We start from the raw sequence: 18,194 nt of genomic DNA on the forward strand, positions 1-18,194 counted from the left end.
TTGAAAGTTTGCAAATATAATAATTATGATTACTACTTAACAATTTGATGCAAATTGTCTTACAGAAAACAGTATTTACAGGGAATTATTGTCTAATTTCTTCGATCTTCTCCCCAAAGTAGTTTTTTTCTAAGTGTATCAATAAAACTTTCATCTATAAGTTCTACCATTTTAATAGTAAATAAAGCTTTTTTAATGATTACAGTGGCTGTATTAGGAAGCGTAATTATACGAGAATCTAGAGATAACAAAAATTGATCTTCTCTACCTTGAACCTTTAATAAAATTTCAGTGTCATCAGGGATAACTAATGGTCTTGCGTTAAGATTGTGAGGTGCTATTGGGGTTATGGCAAAGTTACTGGCTTCTGGCATAATAACAGGTCCACCACAGCTTAGCGAATATCCAGTTGAACCAGTAGGTGTTGATAAAATAAGGCCATCTGCCCAGTAGGAAGTTAAATACTCATTATTTAAATGAGTTTCTACTGTAATCATAGAAGTTGTATTCTTTCTACTTACAGTAACTTCATTTAAAGCAAAATTTGTTTCTATAATAGATTGATTCTCTGGATCTGTTTCAACAGAAAGCAAAGAACGTTCAGAAACTTTGTAAGATCCATTAATTATTTTTTTTAGTGCAGTTTCTATTTCACTAGTTTGTATAGTTGCTAAAAAACCTAATCTACCTGTATTAATACCAACGATTGGAATGTTTAATTCACGGACATAAGTAATGGCTCTTAAAATAGTCCCATCTCCGCCGATGCTTATTAAAAGATCAAAAGAATCATCGAGCTTAGAAAATATATTAATTACAGAACCTTGTTTTAAGTTACTATTTTGAATTTCCATAAATTCTTTCTCAACAAACACGTCTGTTTTTTGTGCTAATAGAATATTGAGAAGAATATCAAAAGCTTTTTGATTATTATCGTTTTTGTAACTCTGACCGTAGATAGCAATTTTCATGATATAGATTACATGTTAAGATATTTGTCAAGATACTGAGAGCGCTCTTTTAAACCTTTAATATAAGTGTCATCTTCATGCCCTGAAATAATATTATAACTGTAACGCCTAAAGGTTTGCATAACATCATTTAAACTCGCATTACCAATTTTAATAGTTACGCTCACTAAATCATTTTCCATTTTAGAAATGAAAGCACCAAGAATTTTAGCATTATTAGACTCTACAATTTGGCTAATTTCACTAAAGGAATAATCTTGCAAGCCTTTTTCAACAATCAAAATTCCTCCAGGTTCAGAGAAAAAAGGAGTTTCATTAAATAGGCCTATAATATCTTTAAGTTCATAATAGCCTACATATTTTGCATTGGTATCTAAAACAGGCATGATGTTACAATTGTTTTGTGCAAAAGTTTCTAATACATCTAACCAATTTGTAGTTGTCCTTACAAAAAAACCTTCTAAAGCATATTTGCAATCTTTAATGGATTCTTCTGCATTAAAGCAATGTGCATCAGTCTCAGAAATACAACCTAGATAGACACCTTCATTTTCAATAGGAATATGAGAGTATGTTAACTGATTAAATAACAGTTTTAATTCACTAATATTCTGACTTAAATGTAGTGGTTTTATATCGTTAATAATATAATCTTGTAGATGCATATATACCTATGAATAGTCTTGCAAAATAATTAAAAATAACCATAAAAAGCATGTTCTACTTTGTATTTTTGCTTTTTAAAATAGAATTGAATGGCCAAATTAAGTGTTAATATCAATAAGATTGCAACGTTACGAAATAGTAGAGGTGGTGATACTCCAAATGTAGTCAACTTTGCAAAAGATGTGCAACGTTTTGGAGCACAAGGAGTAACTATACATCCTAGGCCAGATGAAAGGCATATTCGTTATCAAGATGCATACGATTTAAAACATGAGGTTTATACAGAGTATAATATAGAAGGTAACCCGATTGTTAAGTTTATAGATATGGTTTTAGAAATAAAACCAACGCAAGTTACTTTAGTGCCGGATAGTATAGATGCTATAACATCTAATGCTGGTTGGAATACTATAAAGCATAAAGATTTTTTAGTTGAAGTTATTGCTGAATTTAAACGAAACGGAATTAGAACATCGATTTTTGTAGATCCAGATTTAAAGCAAATTGAAGGAGCTAAAGCTACAGGTACGGATCGTATAGAGTTATATACAGAAGCATTTGCACATCAATATAGTTTAGGTAATAAAAATGCGATTAAACCTTATACTGAATGCGCTGAATTATCTAATAAATTAAATTTAGGTGTTAATGCAGGTCATGATTTGTCTTTAAATAACATTCAATTTTTTAAACAAAATGTTCCAGAATTGTTAGAAGTTTCTATAGGTCATGCTTTAGTATCTGAAAGTCTATATTTAGGTGTAGAAAATGTAATACAAATGTATTTAAACAAGTTGCAATGATCTTACATGCTAACGTTTTTGGAGAAGGAAAACCATTTGTGATCTTACATGGGTTTTTAGGAATGGGAGATAATTGGAGAACGCTTGGACGTCAATTTTCTGAATCTGGTTATCAAATTCATCTTGTAGATCAACGTAATCATGGACGTAGTTTTCATTCTGAAGCTTTTGATTACGATCTTATGGCAGAGGATTTAAAACACTACTGTGACGAGAATAATCTTGAAGATATTATTCTTCTCGGCCATTCTATGGGAGGAAAAACAGCAATGGGTTTTGCAACAAAATATCCTCATTTAGTACATAAACTTATTATAGCAGATATCTCTCCGAGGTATTATCCTGTTCATCATGATGCTATTTTAGAAGGCTTATCTCAACTTAATTTTTCTGAAATAAAAACAAGAGGAGAAGCAGATAAAAGTCTTTCACATTATGTTACAGAAATAGGAATTCGTATGTTTCTTTTAAAAAACTTGTATTGGGTAGAAAAAGGGAAGTTAGGCTTAAGGGTAAATTTGCCTGTATTAAAAGAAAAAGTATCTGAAGTGGGAGAAGCATTAGATATATCTGCAACATTTGCTAAACCGACATTATTTCTTAGAGGAGAACGCTCTGAATATATAGGAGATGCAGATGAAATATTAATTCATCAGCATTTTACTAATGCAAGTATAGAAACCATTACTAATGCTGGACATTGGTTACATGCTGAAAATCCTAAAGATTTTTATACTGCTGTGACAGATTTTTTAAAGTCGTAAAAATTGCTTTAATTTAAGCAATCAAAATATACTTTTTAGATGCGACAATTTTTAATAATATTAGCTTTATTCTGTTCTTCTCAGGTGTTATTTTCTCAAATAGTAGATGGTCCATATAAAGAATTTTACGATTCAGGGGAATTGAAAATTGAAGGTCAAAATAAAAATAACAAACGTGTTGGGGATTGGAAGAGTTATCATAAAAATGGTAAAGTTTCTAGTGCGTATAGCTATAATAATGGAAAGCAAAACAGAGAGCGAACTGTATATTATGAAAGCGGGAAAATTAAATTTCTAATAAAACGTAAGAATGAAGATTACATTAGAAGTGAATATTACGAAACAGGAGAATTAAAGAGAGAGAATAAATATAAAAACGGTTATTATAAGGAATTCTATAAAGATGGAACTTTAAAAGTTGAAGCAAATTATTTAGATTTTCAATTTTCTGGTGAATGGAAGCAGTATAATGCTAATGGTATACTCGAGTGGATTGTAAATTACAAAGAGGGTTATAGAAATGGCAACTATAGTCAGTATCATAAAAATGGAAAACTAAAAACAGAAGGAGTACATAAAAACGATAAGGCTAATGGAAAAGAATTAAGATATAATGAAGAAGGTGTTTTAGAATGGGAGGGTAATTATTTAAACGGCAATCTAAATAAAACATGGACAAAATATAATTCAGAAGGTGATAAAGTAGAAAAAGTAAAATATAAAAATGGGACTCTAATTTCAGGGAACGACAATCTTTCTCCAATTGAAATTCCTGACGGGATTTTCGAGAAAGTTCCACTATATCCTGGTTGCGAAAATGTATATGGAAATAGAGCTCGAAAAAACTGCATGTCTGAAAAAATTTCAAAACATGTAAACACAAAATTTAATACAGATTTAGCTCTAAAGATTAATGCTTATGGATTACATAAGATTAAAATAAGTTTTAAAATAGATAAATCAGGAAGAGCAACCGATATAAAAGCTGAAACTCCAATTTTAATTTTTGAAGCAGAAGCGAAAAGAGTAATTAATTTATTGCCTATAATGAAACCAGGAATTCAAGACGGAAAATTGGTTGAAGTACCTTATACATTACCATTGTTATTTAGAATTGTAAAATAATATAAAAAGAAACTCCTAATTCGTCTTTTACTTAATGCTCTAATTATACTTTTAGCAGATCGATTAATTGATAGGTTCTCTATAAGTAGTGTTTGGTCTGTCATAGTATTTAACGACTTGCTTTCTGTCCTTCAATCTATATTACATTCCCTGTTTAAAGAACAGAAAAAGTAACTCAAAATCAATTGCTTAAAACTATTGTACTGCTGCAAAAAAATATGTATTTTTGCAGCCCAATTTTTAGATAAATAAAAATGAATATTACAAGAGAAAACATTGATGCATTAAATGCTGTTGTAAAAGTAGATATAGCTAAAGAAGATTACAGTGATAAAGTGGAAAAAATCTTAAGCGATTACCGCAAATCAGCTAACATTCCTGGATTTAGAAAAGGACATGTGCCAATGGGTATGGTTAAGAAACAATACGGTAAAGCGGTATTGGTTGATGAGGTAAACAAGCTATTACAAGATGCAATTGGTAAGTATTTAGTGGAAGAAAAATTAGATGTTTTAGGGAATCCGCTACCAAAACCACAAGACGATTTAGATTGGAATGCTGATGCATTTTCTTTTGAGTTTGAGCTAGGTTTAGCTCCAGAGTTTGATATAAAGCTAAAAGGGAAAAAAGCAATTACACAATATAATATTGTTGCGGATGATAAAATGATCAACAATCAAGTTGAGAATATTCAGAAACAATATGGTAAAATAATTTCTCAAACTGAGGTTACTAAAACTTCTGAGATTACGGGAAAATTTACAAATGAAGAAAAGGGAATAGAAAACGTAGCAACAATAACTCTAGATAAATTAAAAGGAAAAACAAACCCTAAGAAATTTATCGGAGCTAAAGTAGGTGATGTTATTACATTAAAGACAAAAAGCTTATTTAATGACAATCATGATTTAATGACATTTTTAAAAGTATCTCATGATGATGCACATGGTTTAGCTATTGATGTAAATTTTGAAGTATCAGAAATCAATGAGAGAGAATTAGCGGATTTAGATCAAGAGTTATTCGATAAATTATTTGGAGAAGGAGCAGTAACTTCAGTAACTGAATTGAAAACTAAAATTAAAGAAGATTCAGAAAAACAATTTGCACAACAAGGAGATCAAAAACTATTAAATGACGTTACTGAATATTTAATAGAGAATACAAAGTTTGATTTGCCTTCAACATTTTTACAAAAATGGATGCAAACTGCAGGTGAAGAACCAATGACAGAAGCGCAAGCTAAAGAAGAATATGAGAAATCTGAAAAAAGCATGCGTTATCAATTAATTGAAGGAAGATTAATTGCAGAGCATAAGCTTCAAGTTCAATTTGAAGATTTAAAAGCTCATGCTTTAGAAATGATAAAAGGACAAATGGCTCAATTTGGGCAGATGAATCCATCTGAAAAAGAATTAGAAGATATTGCAGCTCGTATTTTATCTAACCAAGATGAAGTAAAGCGTTTATCAGAACAGTTAACGAGTCAAAAATTATTAGGTTTATACAAGACAGAAGCTAATTTAAAAACAAAAGAAATCACTTATGATGATTTTGTAAAAGAATTTTACAGCTAATTAGTCTTTAAAATATTAGTATCTTTAAGGCGTAAAATTATTCAATTTTACGCCTTTTTAATGAATAGTATTTAGTGCATAAATAATATTTACCTTGAATCTTGTTCAAGGTCTTGTTAAAATATGGAGAACGTATAAAAATAATTAAGATTTAAAAAATAAAAGAAATATGGACTACGGAAAAGAATTTGAAAAATTTGCAATCAAAGATCAAGGGATAAATAGTAATTATTACAGTAAGATTATAGAGAGTATGTATCCTACAAATCTTACTCCAAACATTATAGAGGAACGTCAAATGAACATTGCGATTTTCGATGTATTTTCGCGTTTAATGATGGATCGTATTATTTTTTTAGGCACTGGAGTTAACGATCAGGTAGCAAATATTATACAAGCACAGTTATTGTTTTTACAGAGTGTTGATGCGTCTAAAGACATTCAAATTTATATTAATTCACCAGGAGGTTCGGTATATGCAGGCTTAGGTATTTATGATACTATGCAATTTGTTAAGCCAAACGTGGCAACAATTTGCACAGGTATAGCAGCATCTATGGCAGCAGTATTATTATGTGCAGGTGAAGCAGGTAAACGTTCTGCATTAAAACATTCTCGAGTTATGATTCATCAGCCTATGAGTGGTACTCAAGGTCAAGTATCTGATATGGAAATTGCAGTAAGAGAAACCTTGAAAGTAAAAAAAGAATTATATGATATCATTTCTGGACACTCAGGAAAAACATATGAGCAAGTAGAAAAAGATTCTGATCGTGATTATTGGATGACATCTAGTGAAGCATTAGAATACGGAATGATTGACGAAGTTTTAGGCCGCAAGTAAAATACTAATATTGCGACTAAAACTTTATAAAAGGGATTAAAATTATGGCAAAGGAAGAATTAGAATGTTCGTTTTGTGGTAGGAAAAAGCCAGAAACCAATTTATTAATTGCAGGATTAGATGCGCATATTTGTGACCGATGCATTGAGCAAGCGCATGGCATTGTTGCAGAAGAATCTAAACAGAGTGGAAATGCTGAACTTAGCGCAGATTTAATGCTACGGAAGCCTAAAGAGATCAAAGCGTTTTTAGATGAATATATTATTGGACAAGAATATACAAAACGTGTAATGTCCGTTGCTGTATATAACCATTATAAGCGTTTACTACAACCACCTACAGATGATGATATAGAAATACAAAAGAGTAACATCATTATGGTTGGGCAAACAGGTACAGGAAAGACATTAATGGCTAAAACTGTAGCACGTATGCTTAATGTGCCATTAGCTATTGTAGATGCTACTGTTTTAACAGAAGCAGGTTATGTTGGTGAAGATGTAGAGAGTATTTTAACCCGTTTATTACAAGCTGCCGATTATAATTTAGAAAAAGCAGAACGTGGCATTGTCTTTATCGATGAGATAGATAAGATTGCACGTAAAAGTGATAACCCATCGATTACAAGAGATGTTTCTGGTGAAGGTGTTCAGCAAGCGTTATTAAAATTATTAGAAGGCACTGTTGTTAATGTACCACCTAAAGGAGGTCGTAAGCATCCAGATCAAAAATTTATAGAAGTTAATACAGAGCATATTTTATTCATTGCAGGTGGAGCTTTTGATGGAATTGAACGTGTAATTACTAAGCGTTTAAATATGCAAGCCATTGGTTATAGTTCTATTAATTCTGATAATAATGTAGATAATGATAATGTGTTGCAATACATTATTCCTAAAGATCTTAAAGATTTTGGACTAATACCAGAAATTATTGGTCGTTTACCTGTATTAACGCATATGGATCCTTTAGATGCTAAAACATTAAGAACGATACTGACAGAGCCTAAAAATGCTATTATTAAACAGTATAAAAAACTGTTTAAAATGGACGAAGTAGATTTTTCTATTACTGATGATGCTTTAGAGTTTATTGTAGACAAAGCCATAGAATATAAACTTGGAGCCAGAGGATTACGTTCGCTATGCGAAGAAATTTTAACAGATGCTATGTTTCATTTGCCAGGTTCTGATGAAACTAAATTAGAGGTAACTAAAGTATATGCAGAAGAAAAATTGTCTAAATCAACATTAAAAAAGTTGAAGGCAGTATCTTAATTACTAAAAATATAGAATAATAAAAAACCACGATTTTAAAATCGTGGTTTTTTGGTTATAGGATTAATCAAATTCAATATTATGCATTCAATACTGTATAATATATTTTAAGGGATTTTTGTTTTTGATTCTACGGTAAATATAGAAGCAAAAATGAATAAATTAAACTCAATTGGGCATTATTAGATAAAGCACATTTAATATTCGATGTAAAATTCGCCAATGTAATTTTATCCGACAAACGTCTTTTGCTTATTGATTTAATTGGAGCAATTCATCAATATAATTTCTAGTATTAGATAAACGAGGCACTTTATGTTGGCCTCCTAATTTATCATTTTGCTTTAGCCAATCGTAAAATAGATTATGTCTTCCAATATGAATGGTTGGTTTATTAAGTGTCATATTATTATAACGCTTGGCTTCGTAATCAGAGTTTAAAGACTTTAAAGCATTATCAAATAATTCATTGAAATAATGAATGTCTTTAGGAGGTTTTTTAAATTCAATAACCCATTCGTGCGATCCTTTTTCTTTACCTTTCATAAAAATAGGTGCAGCCGTATAATCCACGATTTCAGCAGCAGTTCTTTTACAAACTTTTTTTAAGGCATCTTCGGCATTTTCAATAATAAGTTCTTCACCAAATGCATTGATATGGTGCTTTGTTCTGCCAGAAACTTTAATTCTATATGGGCTTAAGCTTGTAAAACGTACAGTGTCTCCAATACAATAACGCCAAAGGCCAGCGTTTGTAGTAATGATAATAGCATAGTTAACTCCTAACTCTATGTCATTTAAAGGAATCACTTTTTGAGATTTAGTGTTATAGGTATCCATAGGGATAAACTCATAAAAAATCCCATAATCTAGCATTAGCAATAAATCTCCTGAATAGTTTTGATCTTGTATGGCAAAGAAGCCTTCCGAAGCATTATAGATCTCGTAGTACTTAAATTTTTTACCAGGTAGGATTGAACGGTATTGTTCTATATATGGATTAAAACTAACACCTCCGTGAAAATATACTTCGAGATTTGGCCAAATATCAAAAAGATGATCTTTGCCTGTTTCTTGTAATATGTTATTTAAAAGAACAAGCATCCAAGATGGTACACCAGCTAAACTTGTTACATTTTCATTTATGGTTTCGTTAACAATGGCTTGCATTTTGGTTTCCCATTCGCTCATTAATGACACCTTGCTACTCGGTGTGCTACTGTACTCAGCCCAAAAAGGCATATTATCTATGAGTATTGCAGATAAATCTCCAAAAACAGTGTCATTTTCTTTGTATAATTCTTTGCTGCCTCCTAAACGTAAACTTTTTCCTGTAAATAATTGCGATTCAGGATTATTGTTGAGGTACATGCATAGTAGATCTTTTCCGGCTGCGTAATGACAGTTTTCTAAAGACTCAGTACTTACAGGAATAAATTTACTCTTGGCATTAGTTGTTCCGCTAGATTTAGCAAACCATTTTATTGGCATTGGCCAAAAAATATTAGATTCGCCACGTCTAGAGCGTTCTATAGTAGGTTGTATATCTTCATAAAAAACTACAGGTAATCGTTGGCTAAAATCATTGTAACTTTTTATAGAAGCAAAATCATATTGTTTTCCTATTTCAGTGTCTTTTGCTGTTTTTATTAAGCTAAGTAATAATTCGTTTTGTACATCATGTGGATATTTTAAAAACAATTCAATCTGATGAAATCGTTTTTTTAAAAACCATGTGGCAATAGAATTTACAATAGGAATTGGCATGGATTAGTTATCTTTACGCGCCTAGCGAGGTTTAATTATAAGGTTGAGTTTATAGTTAACGTTACTTAATTTCAAGTTCCTTAAAGTGTTATCTCAAAGAAGATGATTTGCTAAAAATAAGAAAATTTTATTATGGTGTATAGCGGAGTGCTTACTAAAATGCAAACGGAGTTTTTAGAGCCCATTCAATATTATTTGGTGTTTAAAGATGACTTTCTGCATGTCAATCAATTACTTAATAAAAATTTAAGTTTAACTCTTGTTGGTCATGAATGCTTGAGTTGTGGCTTAGATAGAGAAATCTATAGGCAAGGATTTTGTAAGTCTTGTTTTTTTGATAAGCCTATTGCGGGAGATTGGATTATGCGACCAGAATTAAGTACTGCACATTTGGGTATTGCAGATCGAGATTTAGAGTATGAGAAATCCGTACAGCTGCAACCACATATTGTTTATTTAGCAAATTCCAGTAATGTAAAGGTTGGTGTAACACGTAAGAGTCAAGTGCCAACACGTTGGATAGATCAAGGTGCGCACGAAGCTATTGAAATTGTAGAAGTACCTAACCGTTATTTAGCAGGCATTACTGAAGTTGCGCTTAAGGATTATGTAGCAGATAAAACCAATTGGAGAAAGATGCTGAAAAATGAAATCGATGATGAAAGTCTTCAAGATTGGCGTTTACGCTTAAAAGAGTATATACCAGAAGAAGCAAAAGTTTATTTTATAGAGAATAATAACGAAACACATCTTAATTTTCCTGTAGAACAATACCCTGAAAAGCCTAAAAGCCTCAACTTAAAAAAAGAAGGTAATTATTCAGGGAAACTAGTAGGAATAAAAGGACAATACCTCATTTTTGAAGACCAAACAGTTTTTAATATTAGAGCAAATGAAGGTTTGGTAGTAGATATTAATGTTTAGATAAAATACAGTTTTGCAAACTGTGCTATACCAATAATAAATAACAATACACCAGTTACTTTATTAATAACTCCGTTAATATTTTTAAACTTGTTTTTTATCACTATGCTAAACTTGCTGTATAGATACAGCGTTAATATTTTACCCAAATAGACACCACCAAAGAACAAAAAGAGTACTGAAATAGGAGATTTTAAGGTTAGCATAAAATCATTATTGTTGATTATTCCATAAACAATTAACCAATAAATTAATACAGGAGGATTTAATAAACCTAAAAGAAAACCAGTAGCATATTTAGATTTGGCTAGTTTACTTTGTTTTTTATTATCGTTGTTGTCTGTTTTATTTGATTTAAGAAAAAGAAAACCACCAATAACAAGTAGTAATACTGCAATTAAAATTTGCAACCATTGGTTGTTGTCAAAAAAATCTTTAACAACCATATTACAATGTAAAGCGTAATATGATAACATAACTTCTGCAATACCTGCAGCAATAGCTATTTTAAATGCTTGTTTAGCATTTTGTTTTAATGTTGTATTAATTACAGCAATATTGGATCCACCTAAAGGAAGCGCTCCAATTACTGAAGCTAAAAGACCGATAATAATATATAATAAAATCATAACCTATTTGTAGTAGTGATTATAGAAAGCTTACAAGAAAAGAGGCACATTATTGTTAGATTTCTAATAAAGAAGGAGCAAAAAAAAGCGACTATTAAAGTCGCTTATATATTTATATGTTTTCTTGGTCTCTTAAACCTTGAATGTATTCAGCTTTCTGAATTTCACGTCTTCTTTTTACAGAAGGTTTTGTGAAATAACGAGATTCTCTTAAGTTTTGCATTATTTGAACATTACGATGCTTACGCTTATAACGTTTAAGCGCACGTTCTATATTTTCACCTTCTTTAATCTCTATTTTAATCATTATAATATTGTATAAATGTTGTCTAATTTCTTCAAATGGTCTGCAAAGATAGTTTATCTTATTGAAAAATAAAGAAAAACTTAAAAAAAATCACTCAAAGTGTTTAATAGCTTATCAGACGCTTATATTTTTATGCCTAAGCAAGTTCTATCTCTTCATTAATTTTAAGCTTAAAACGTTTTCTAAAAAGATAAACCCCTATATAAAGAAAAGGAGTGTCTAAAGCAGCGATTAAAACTTTGAATAAAAAACCAGCAAGAAGTAAACCAGCAAATTTATCCCATGCAATAGCATTAAAAGAACATAATAATAGTAGTACAGTGGCTGTGTCTAAAAATTGTGATAAAAATGTAGAACAATTATTTCTGAGCCAAAGATGTTTACCTTTAGTTAGTTTTTTCCAAAAATGATAAATTTGGATATCAATAAACTGAGCAAATAAGTAAGCCATCATACTTGCAAAAACAGCAATAGCAGTATTCCCAAAAACAGTACTAAACATACCATCGTCCACAGGTGACCAACTTGTTGCTGGCACTATATTAGATATATAAACAATAAGCATTGAAAAAAAAGAAGCAAAAATTCCAGCAATAACAATGTCATTAGCTCGTTTTTTACCATAAATTTCGCTAATTAAATCTGTAATTAAAAAAGTTATTGGGTAAGGAAGAATGCCTACTGAGATTTCAAAGAGCTTAGATCCAAATATCTCAATGTCTATAGGATACCAGTAAAAAAACTTTTGAAAAATTAAATTTGAAACCACTAATGAGGTTATAAATAAAGCACCCAATAAGAGGTAGATGCGCTGTGCTAAAAGTTTATCTTTTAATGACATTGAAAATTGTCGATAAATAGTTTTGGTAAAGATAAAGGAATAAATTTTGTTTTACTTATTTTGCGTAGCTATGACATCAACTAACACGGTCTATATTGCACTTGGTAGTAATAAAGGGCACAAATTAGAATATTTGCAAGCCGCGGTTGATGCTATATACAAAAATGTAGGAGCTGTAAAACGTATTTCTAAAGTCTATAAAACTCCTGCAATAGGTTTCGATGGAGACGATTTCTATAATGCATGTTTACAAGCTGAAACTGATCTAAGTCCTAAAAAAGTTTTAAAAACAGTATTAGATATTGAAAAACAATTAGGTCGAGTTCGCTCTAAGAAAGATGGTTATCAATCAAGAGAGATCGATTTAGATGTATTGCTTTATGCTAATGAGATTATAGAAACTAAGACGTTAACTATACCGCATCCACAATTACACCATCGTAAGTTTGTGCTACAGCCATTGCATGATATTGCTGCAGATGTTTTACATCCTGTACAAAACAAAACAATATCAGAACTTTTAAATGAGTGCGAAGATAATTCTGTTATAGAACCTATTAAAATATGGTTAAAAAATCCGGCAAAACAATTTGCATTTGGCAACTATAATTATATAGCTATTGAAGGTAATATAGGCGCTGGTAAAACAAGTTTAGCAAATATGATTGCGCAAGATTTTAATGCAAAGCGAATTTTAGAACGTTTTGCTGATAATGCGTTTTTGCCAAAATTTTATAAAGAGCCAGAACGTTATGCTTTTACTTTAGAAATGTCTTTTTTAGCGGATCGTTATCAACAAATTAGTGATGATTTATCGCAGTTAGATTTATTTAAGAACTTTATGGTAAGTGATTATGATGTCAATAAATCGCTTATTTTTTCTAAAGTTACGCTTCCTGAAGATGAATTTCGTTTATATAGAAAACTGTTTTATCAAGTCTACAAGGATATTGCAAAACCAGACTTATACATTTATCTCTATCAAAATACAAAGAGATTGCAAGAGAACATAAAAAAACGAGGACGTAATTTCGAAAAAGACATACAAGATGATTATCTGGATAAAATTAACACGGGTTATTTAGAATTTCTTAGGAGCCAACCTGAAATGAATGTTAAGATTATTGATATTTCTGATCGTGATTTTGTAAAGAGCAGAGCAGATTATTTGTGGCTACTAAACGAAATTAATAATGGGGTTTAATGAGATTAGCGACGTTCTAATTCTGCCTTTTCCATGTTCTAATACTACTTCATTAAGTAATTTTTCTTCTCTAGCATTTAGGTTAAATGGGGCTTTTAATAAGTCGACGCCACTATTTTGCTTTAATCGAATACCTTGACTAGTAATTTTATCTTTGTTAGGTTTAAAGTTGCCTATTGGTAGATGCTCAGTGAGTATAATGTACTTGTAAATTGAAAGCTTATTTACAATACTTTTTATTTCTTCATTAGATAAATGTTGAAGGACTTGTCGTAATATAATGCAATCTGCATTTGGTAGACTGTCTTTAGAAATATCTAAACACTGAAATTCTAAGTTACCTGCTTTAAATTGTGTTTTGTTTCTTTCAATCAAGGACTCAACAATGTCTATAGCAATATACTTTTGAGTATGTTCAACAAAATGTTTTCCAATATTAAAATCACCGCAACCTAAATCGCAAACTGTTAGTTTGTCTTTTTGAGATGTTAAAAATTCAGTTACAGCTTCTATATAAAGGTTTATAATTGTAGGACTGTGCGAACCTTCTCCAGAATAAAAATCAAAATCTTTTCCGCCCCAAAGCTGCTTTTCATAAATCTGCTCCATTACGGCTTTTGTAGGCCAAGGTGTTTTGTTCTTTTTTGTCACAACTTTTTTAGCTTTCGTATGTCGATAAATTTAAGAATGGTATAAATTGTAGATAATATAATAGGGGAAATAACGAGTGTATAAATAATGTTCCAAAATAGAATAGAAGCTTTTGGACTTCCTAAATAGGAACTAGCGTTTGATGAAAAATTAAAATTTATGTTGCCAGAAAGGATATAAGCAATACCAAACCAAATAATAGAGATAAAGATGAAGAATTTAGCTAAGGCTTTAATTACTTTAGCTATTGTAGTATTGATGCTTTCATAATTAGTATTCAATTTATAGAAGAAAAGATGAAGTGCTATTAAGCCAACCCATATTAAAATGTTTCCAAAAGGAATTCCAAATAGATTAATGTTAAGAATAGAGCTTCCTGTTGAAAATAATAATAGATTTAAAAAGATTATTGCACTTAGAACTAGTAAATAAGTTCTTTTTTTCATGGATTAATTGATTTTAGATAGTTTAGAAAACACATCCCAAATTACTACACCGCAACTCACAGATATATTTAAAGAGTGTTTAGTGCCGTACTGTGGAATTTCAATGATTACATCGCAGGCATCAACCACATTTTGAGCAACGCCTTTAACTTCATTTCCAAAAACGAAGGCATATGTTGCATGAGATTGTGGTTGAAAGTCGTTTAATAGTGTTGTATTTTCAGCTTGCTCAATGGCACAGATTTGCACATTGTTTTTTTTAAGTTTTTTAATAACTGTCATTGTATCTTCAGTATATTCCCAATCTACAGTTTCAGTACTTCCCAAAGCTGTTTTTCTAATATCATTATGCGGCGGTTGAGCGGTAATGCCACAGAGGTATATTTTTTCAATTAAAAAAGCATCACTAGTTCTAAAAACCGAGCCAATATTATTTAAGCTTCTTATGTTGTCTAAGACAATAATAATAGGCGTCTTTTTTGCTGCTTTAAATTCAGAAATATCTAAACGCTCTAATTCACTATTCTTTAGTTTTCTATTCATGTTTGTTATTCTTGTCTTTCGACTTCGCTTAAGATATACTTCAGCAGGAATGATCACTAGGTTTATTTTTCAACACCTGTAGATAACTTATAGGTTTTCAGTTTCAAAAAACTTTAAATAATAAGTACATTAGCAATCTTACAGATTTAGCAAAAGTAAACTATAAAACCTGAAATTCCATTGGCTAAAAAAGCAAAAAAGGAAACTCCATTAATGAAGCAATACAATGCAATCAAGGCAAAATACCCTGATGCATTATTATTGTTTAGGGTTGGTGATTTTTATGAGACCTTTGGAAGTGATGCTGTAAAAGCTTCAAAAATTTTAGATATTATATTAACTAAACGTGGTGCCGGTAGTGAAAGCGAAACAGAATTGGCAGGTTTTCCACATCATTCGTTAAACACCTATTTGCCGAAATTAGTAAAAGCAGGTGAGCGTGTTGCTATTTGCGATCAGCTCGAAGATCCTAAACAAACTAAAACCATTGTTAAACGTGGAGTTACAGAATTAGTTACTCCTGGCGTTGCTTTTAACGATGATATTTTACATTCTAAATCTAATAATTTTTTAGCTGCTGTCTATTTTGATACTTCAGCAAACTCAGCAGGAAAAAACCGCATTGGAGTATCATTTTTAGATATTTCTACAGGAGAGTTTTTAACGTCTCAAGGAGATGCAGAATACATTGATAAATTACTTCAGAATTTTAAACCTAGTGAAGTTTTAGTGTCTAAAAAATTTAAGCAAACTTATAGTGAAACATTTGGATCTGAGTTTCATACATTTTATATCGAAGATTGGATATTTCAAGCAGATTATGCCAATGAAACTTTAATAAAACATTTTGGCACCAATACACTTAAAGGTTTTGGCATTGAAGATTTATACGAAGGTATTATTGCTTCTGGTGCAATACTTCATTATTTAAGTGAGACACGCCATAATAAATTAGAGCATATTACTGCAATTTCTCGTATTGCTACCGATGATTATGTTTGGATGGATAAATTCACCATTCGTAATTTAGAACTTTATAATTCTACCAATGCTAATGCCATTACATTGATTGGAGTTATAGATAAAACGATTTCTCCAATGGGTGGTCGTACATTAAAGCGTTGGTTGGCTTTGCCATTAAAACATGCAGATAAAATTAAACAACGTCACGAGGTTGTTGATTTTTTAGTAAAAGACACAGAAACGCTTCAAAAAACACAAGGCCATATAAAACATATAGGAGATATTGAGCGTTTAATATCTAAAGTCGCTACAACAAAAGTAAGCCCACGAGAAGTGGTGCAGCTTAAAAACTCGTTAGAAGCTATTGTGCCAATAAAAGCTGTTGCAGAATCTTGCACTAACGAATCGCTTAAAATATTAGGGAATCATTTAAATGCTTGCGAATTGCTTCGCGAACGTATAAAGCAAACGGTTAATGAAGATGCTCCAGTAAATATTTTAAAAGGAGCAACAATTGCTGATGGGTTTTCAGAAGAATTAGATGAATTAAGGGCGTTATCGTCTTCAGGAAAAACCTATTTAGATGATATGCTTGAGCGAGAAAGCGAACGCACAGGGATAACGTCTTTAAAAATAGCATCTAATAATGTGTTTGGCTACTACATAGAAGTACGTAATACACATAAAGATAAAGTGCCAGAAGAATGGATTCGTAAGCAAACGTTGGTAAATGCAGAGCGTTATATTACTGAAGAACTCAAAGAGTACGAAGCAAAAATTCTTGGAGCTGAAGAACGAATTTCTATTATCGAGCAACGGTTGTTTTCAGAATTGGTAATTTGGATGCATCAATTTATTATTAAAGTACAACAGAATGCACAGCTTATTGGACAGCTTGATTGTCTTTGTGGGTTTGCGAGTTTAGCAAAAGCGAATAATTATACATATCCTATTATTGATGACACTTTTGAATTGAGAATTACCGAAGGACGTCATCCTGTTATTGAAAAGCAATTGCCGCTTGGTGAACCTTATATTGCAAATGATCTATTTTTAGATAGAGATACTCAGCAAATTATTATGATTACAGGACCTAATATGTCTGGTAAATCTGCCATTTTAAGGCAAACAGCATTGATTGTTTTGTTGGCGCAAATAGGAAGTTTTGTACCGGCTAAAGAAGCTAAAATAGGTTTAGTAGATAAGATTTTTACTAGAGTAGGAGCTAGTGATAATATTTCAATGGGCGAATCTACATTTATGGTTGAGATGAATGAAACAGCTTCAATATTAAATAATATCTCTAATCGTAGTTTGGTGCTTTTAGATGAAATAGGAAGAGGAACAAGTACTTATGATGGTATTTCTATAGCCTGGGCAATCAGCGAATATTTACACGAGCATCCTGCACGGCCAAAAACATTATTTGCTACGCATTATCATGAACTTAATGAAATGTGCGAAACCTTTGAGCGGATTAAGAATTTTAATGTCGCAGTAAAAGAATTAAAGGATAAGGTGTTATTCTTAAGAAAATTGGTTGAAGGAGGAAGTGAGCATAGCTTTGGTATTCATGTTGCAAAAATGGCAGGCATGCCACAGCAAGTGATTAAACGTGCAAATAAAATATTAACTAAGCTTGAAAAATCTCATTCTAGTGAAGAGCTTACCGATAATATTAAATCGTTAAAGGATGATGATGTGCAATTAAGTTTTTTCAACTTAGATGATCCACTGCTTGAAGATATTAAAGACGAAATATTATCTACAGATATTGATACATTAACTCCTGTAGAAGCTTTGATGAAACTCAATGAAATAAAACGAATGTTGGTAAAGAAAAAACAAGCTTAAAATAAATAGAATTTATTTTAAAAAAAGGCTTTGCTTTT

18 protein-coding genes are annotated in these 18,194 nt (G+C 31.1%); 9 read left to right on the forward strand and 9 right to left on the reverse strand.

Features of this window, described 5'->3' with window-relative positions:
- Positions 1–92 precede the first annotated feature (92 nt).
- On the reverse strand, positions 93–971 hold the full coding sequence (locus tag K8Z87_RS04195) for an NAD kinase (RefSeq protein ID WP_227476236.1): 879 nt from the start codon (positions 969–971) through the stop codon (positions 93–95).
- An 8-nt stretch (positions 972–979) separates the two neighbouring features.
- Positions 980–1,636, reverse strand: coding sequence for a CBS domain-containing protein (locus tag K8Z87_RS04200; protein ID WP_227476237.1), 657 nt, complete (start codon positions 1,634–1,636; stop codon positions 980–982).
- Positions 1,637–1,726: 90 nt separating this feature from the next.
- Between K8Z87_RS04200 and K8Z87_RS04205 the strand changes: the two genes are divergently transcribed.
- The 6 genes from K8Z87_RS04205 to clpX all read left to right on the forward strand — a co-directional run bounded on the left by K8Z87_RS04205 (position 1,727) and on the right by clpX (position 8,027).
- On the forward strand, positions 1,727–2,440 hold the full coding sequence (locus K8Z87_RS04205) for a pyridoxine 5'-phosphate synthase (protein ID WP_227476238.1): 714 nt from the start codon (positions 1,727–1,729) through the stop codon (positions 2,438–2,440).
- Positions 2,437–3,204: an alpha/beta fold hydrolase gene (locus tag K8Z87_RS04210; RefSeq protein ID WP_227476239.1), complete on the forward strand. Its 768-nt coding sequence runs from the start codon at positions 2,437–2,439 to the stop codon at positions 3,202–3,204. The genes K8Z87_RS04205 and K8Z87_RS04210 overlap by 4 nt, the downstream gene beginning before the upstream one ends.
- Before the next feature lie 39 nt (positions 3,205–3,243).
- Positions 3,244–4,329, forward strand: coding sequence for a hypothetical protein (locus tag K8Z87_RS04215; RefSeq protein WP_227476240.1), 1,086 nt, complete (start codon positions 3,244–3,246; stop codon positions 4,327–4,329).
- A gap of 254 nt (positions 4,330–4,583) precedes the next feature.
- Positions 4,584–5,906: a trigger factor gene (gene tig, locus K8Z87_RS04225; protein WP_227476241.1), complete on the forward strand. Its 1,323-nt coding sequence runs from the start codon at positions 4,584–4,586 to the stop codon at positions 5,904–5,906.
- Positions 5,907–6,075: 169 nt separating this feature from the next.
- Positions 6,076–6,750, forward strand: a complete 675-nt coding sequence (locus K8Z87_RS04230) for an ATP-dependent Clp protease proteolytic subunit (RefSeq protein WP_262905851.1) — start codon at positions 6,076–6,078, stop codon at positions 6,748–6,750.
- Between the two features lie 44 nt (positions 6,751–6,794).
- On the forward strand, positions 6,795–8,027 hold the full coding sequence (gene clpX, locus K8Z87_RS04235) for an ATP-dependent Clp protease ATP-binding subunit ClpX (RefSeq protein ID WP_227476242.1): 1,233 nt from the start codon (positions 6,795–6,797) through the stop codon (positions 8,025–8,027).
- 252 nt (positions 8,028–8,279) lie between these two features.
- Here clpX and K8Z87_RS04240 read toward each other — a convergent pair whose 3' ends face one another.
- A complete protein-coding gene (locus tag K8Z87_RS04240) occupies positions 8,280–9,794 on the reverse strand; it encodes a GH3 auxin-responsive promoter family protein (protein WP_227476243.1) in 1,515 nt (504 codons plus the stop codon).
- 132 nt (positions 9,795–9,926) lie between these two features.
- Between K8Z87_RS04240 and K8Z87_RS04245 the strand changes: the two genes are divergently transcribed.
- Positions 9,927–10,718 carry a DUF2797 domain-containing protein gene (locus tag K8Z87_RS04245; RefSeq protein WP_227476244.1) on the forward strand — a complete coding sequence of 264 codons (792 nt, stop codon included), beginning with the start codon at positions 9,927–9,929 and terminating at the stop codon, positions 10,716–10,718.
- On the opposite strand, the gene K8Z87_RS04250 is transcribed toward K8Z87_RS04245, so the two are convergent.
- The 3 genes from K8Z87_RS04250 to K8Z87_RS04260 all read right to left on the reverse strand — a co-directional run bounded on the left by K8Z87_RS04250 (position 10,715) and on the right by K8Z87_RS04260 (position 12,495).
- Positions 10,715–11,347 carry a LysE family transporter gene (locus tag K8Z87_RS04250; protein ID WP_227476245.1) on the reverse strand — a complete coding sequence of 211 codons (633 nt, stop codon included), beginning with the start codon at positions 11,345–11,347 and terminating at the stop codon, positions 10,715–10,717. The genes K8Z87_RS04245 and K8Z87_RS04250 overlap by 4 nt on opposite strands.
- A 112-nt stretch (positions 11,348–11,459) precedes the next feature.
- Positions 11,460–11,654 (reverse strand): 30S ribosomal protein S21, encoded by a 195-nt coding sequence (gene rpsU, locus K8Z87_RS04255; protein WP_208154487.1) that lies wholly within the window; start codon positions 11,652–11,654, stop codon positions 11,460–11,462.
- A 136-nt stretch (positions 11,655–11,790) separates the two neighbouring features.
- On the reverse strand, positions 11,791–12,495 hold the full coding sequence (locus tag K8Z87_RS04260) for a queuosine precursor transporter (protein ID WP_227476246.1): 705 nt from the start codon (positions 12,493–12,495) through the stop codon (positions 11,791–11,793).
- A 70-nt stretch (positions 12,496–12,565) separates the two neighbouring features.
- On the opposite strand from K8Z87_RS04260, the gene folK reads away from it, so the two are divergent.
- Positions 12,566–13,699, forward strand: a complete 1,134-nt coding sequence (folK, locus tag K8Z87_RS04265) for a 2-amino-4-hydroxy-6-hydroxymethyldihydropteridine diphosphokinase (protein ID WP_227476247.1) — start codon at positions 12,566–12,568, stop codon at positions 13,697–13,699.
- Here folK and K8Z87_RS04270 read toward each other — a convergent pair.
- Genes K8Z87_RS04270 through K8Z87_RS04280 form a run of 3 tightly spaced genes read right to left on the reverse strand, consistent with a single transcriptional unit; the run spans position 13,673 to position 15,339 of the window.
- Positions 13,673–14,350 carry a class I SAM-dependent methyltransferase gene (locus tag K8Z87_RS04270; RefSeq protein ID WP_227476248.1) on the reverse strand — a complete coding sequence of 226 codons (678 nt, stop codon included), beginning with the start codon at positions 14,348–14,350 and terminating at the stop codon, positions 13,673–13,675. The genes folK and K8Z87_RS04270 overlap by 27 nt on opposite strands.
- A complete protein-coding gene (locus tag K8Z87_RS04275) occupies positions 14,347–14,796 on the reverse strand; it encodes a hypothetical protein (protein WP_227476249.1) in 450 nt (149 codons plus the stop codon). The genes K8Z87_RS04270 and K8Z87_RS04275 overlap by 4 nt, the downstream gene beginning before the upstream one ends.
- Before the next feature lie 3 nt (positions 14,797–14,799).
- Positions 14,800–15,339: an RNA methyltransferase gene (locus K8Z87_RS04280; protein WP_227476250.1), complete on the reverse strand. Its 540-nt coding sequence runs from the start codon at positions 15,337–15,339 to the stop codon at positions 14,800–14,802.
- A 180-nt stretch (positions 15,340–15,519) separates the two neighbouring features.
- On the opposite strand from K8Z87_RS04280, the gene mutS reads away from it, so the two are divergent.
- Positions 15,520–18,156, forward strand: coding sequence for a DNA mismatch repair protein MutS (gene mutS / locus K8Z87_RS04285; protein WP_227476251.1), 2,637 nt, complete (start codon positions 15,520–15,522; stop codon positions 18,154–18,156).
- Positions 18,157–18,194 lie beyond the last annotated feature (38 nt).

The sequence above is a fragment of the Winogradskyella immobilis genome (assembly GCF_021887715.1).
Classification (GTDB): Bacteria; Bacteroidota; Bacteroidia; order Flavobacteriales; family Flavobacteriaceae; genus Winogradskyella; species Winogradskyella immobilis.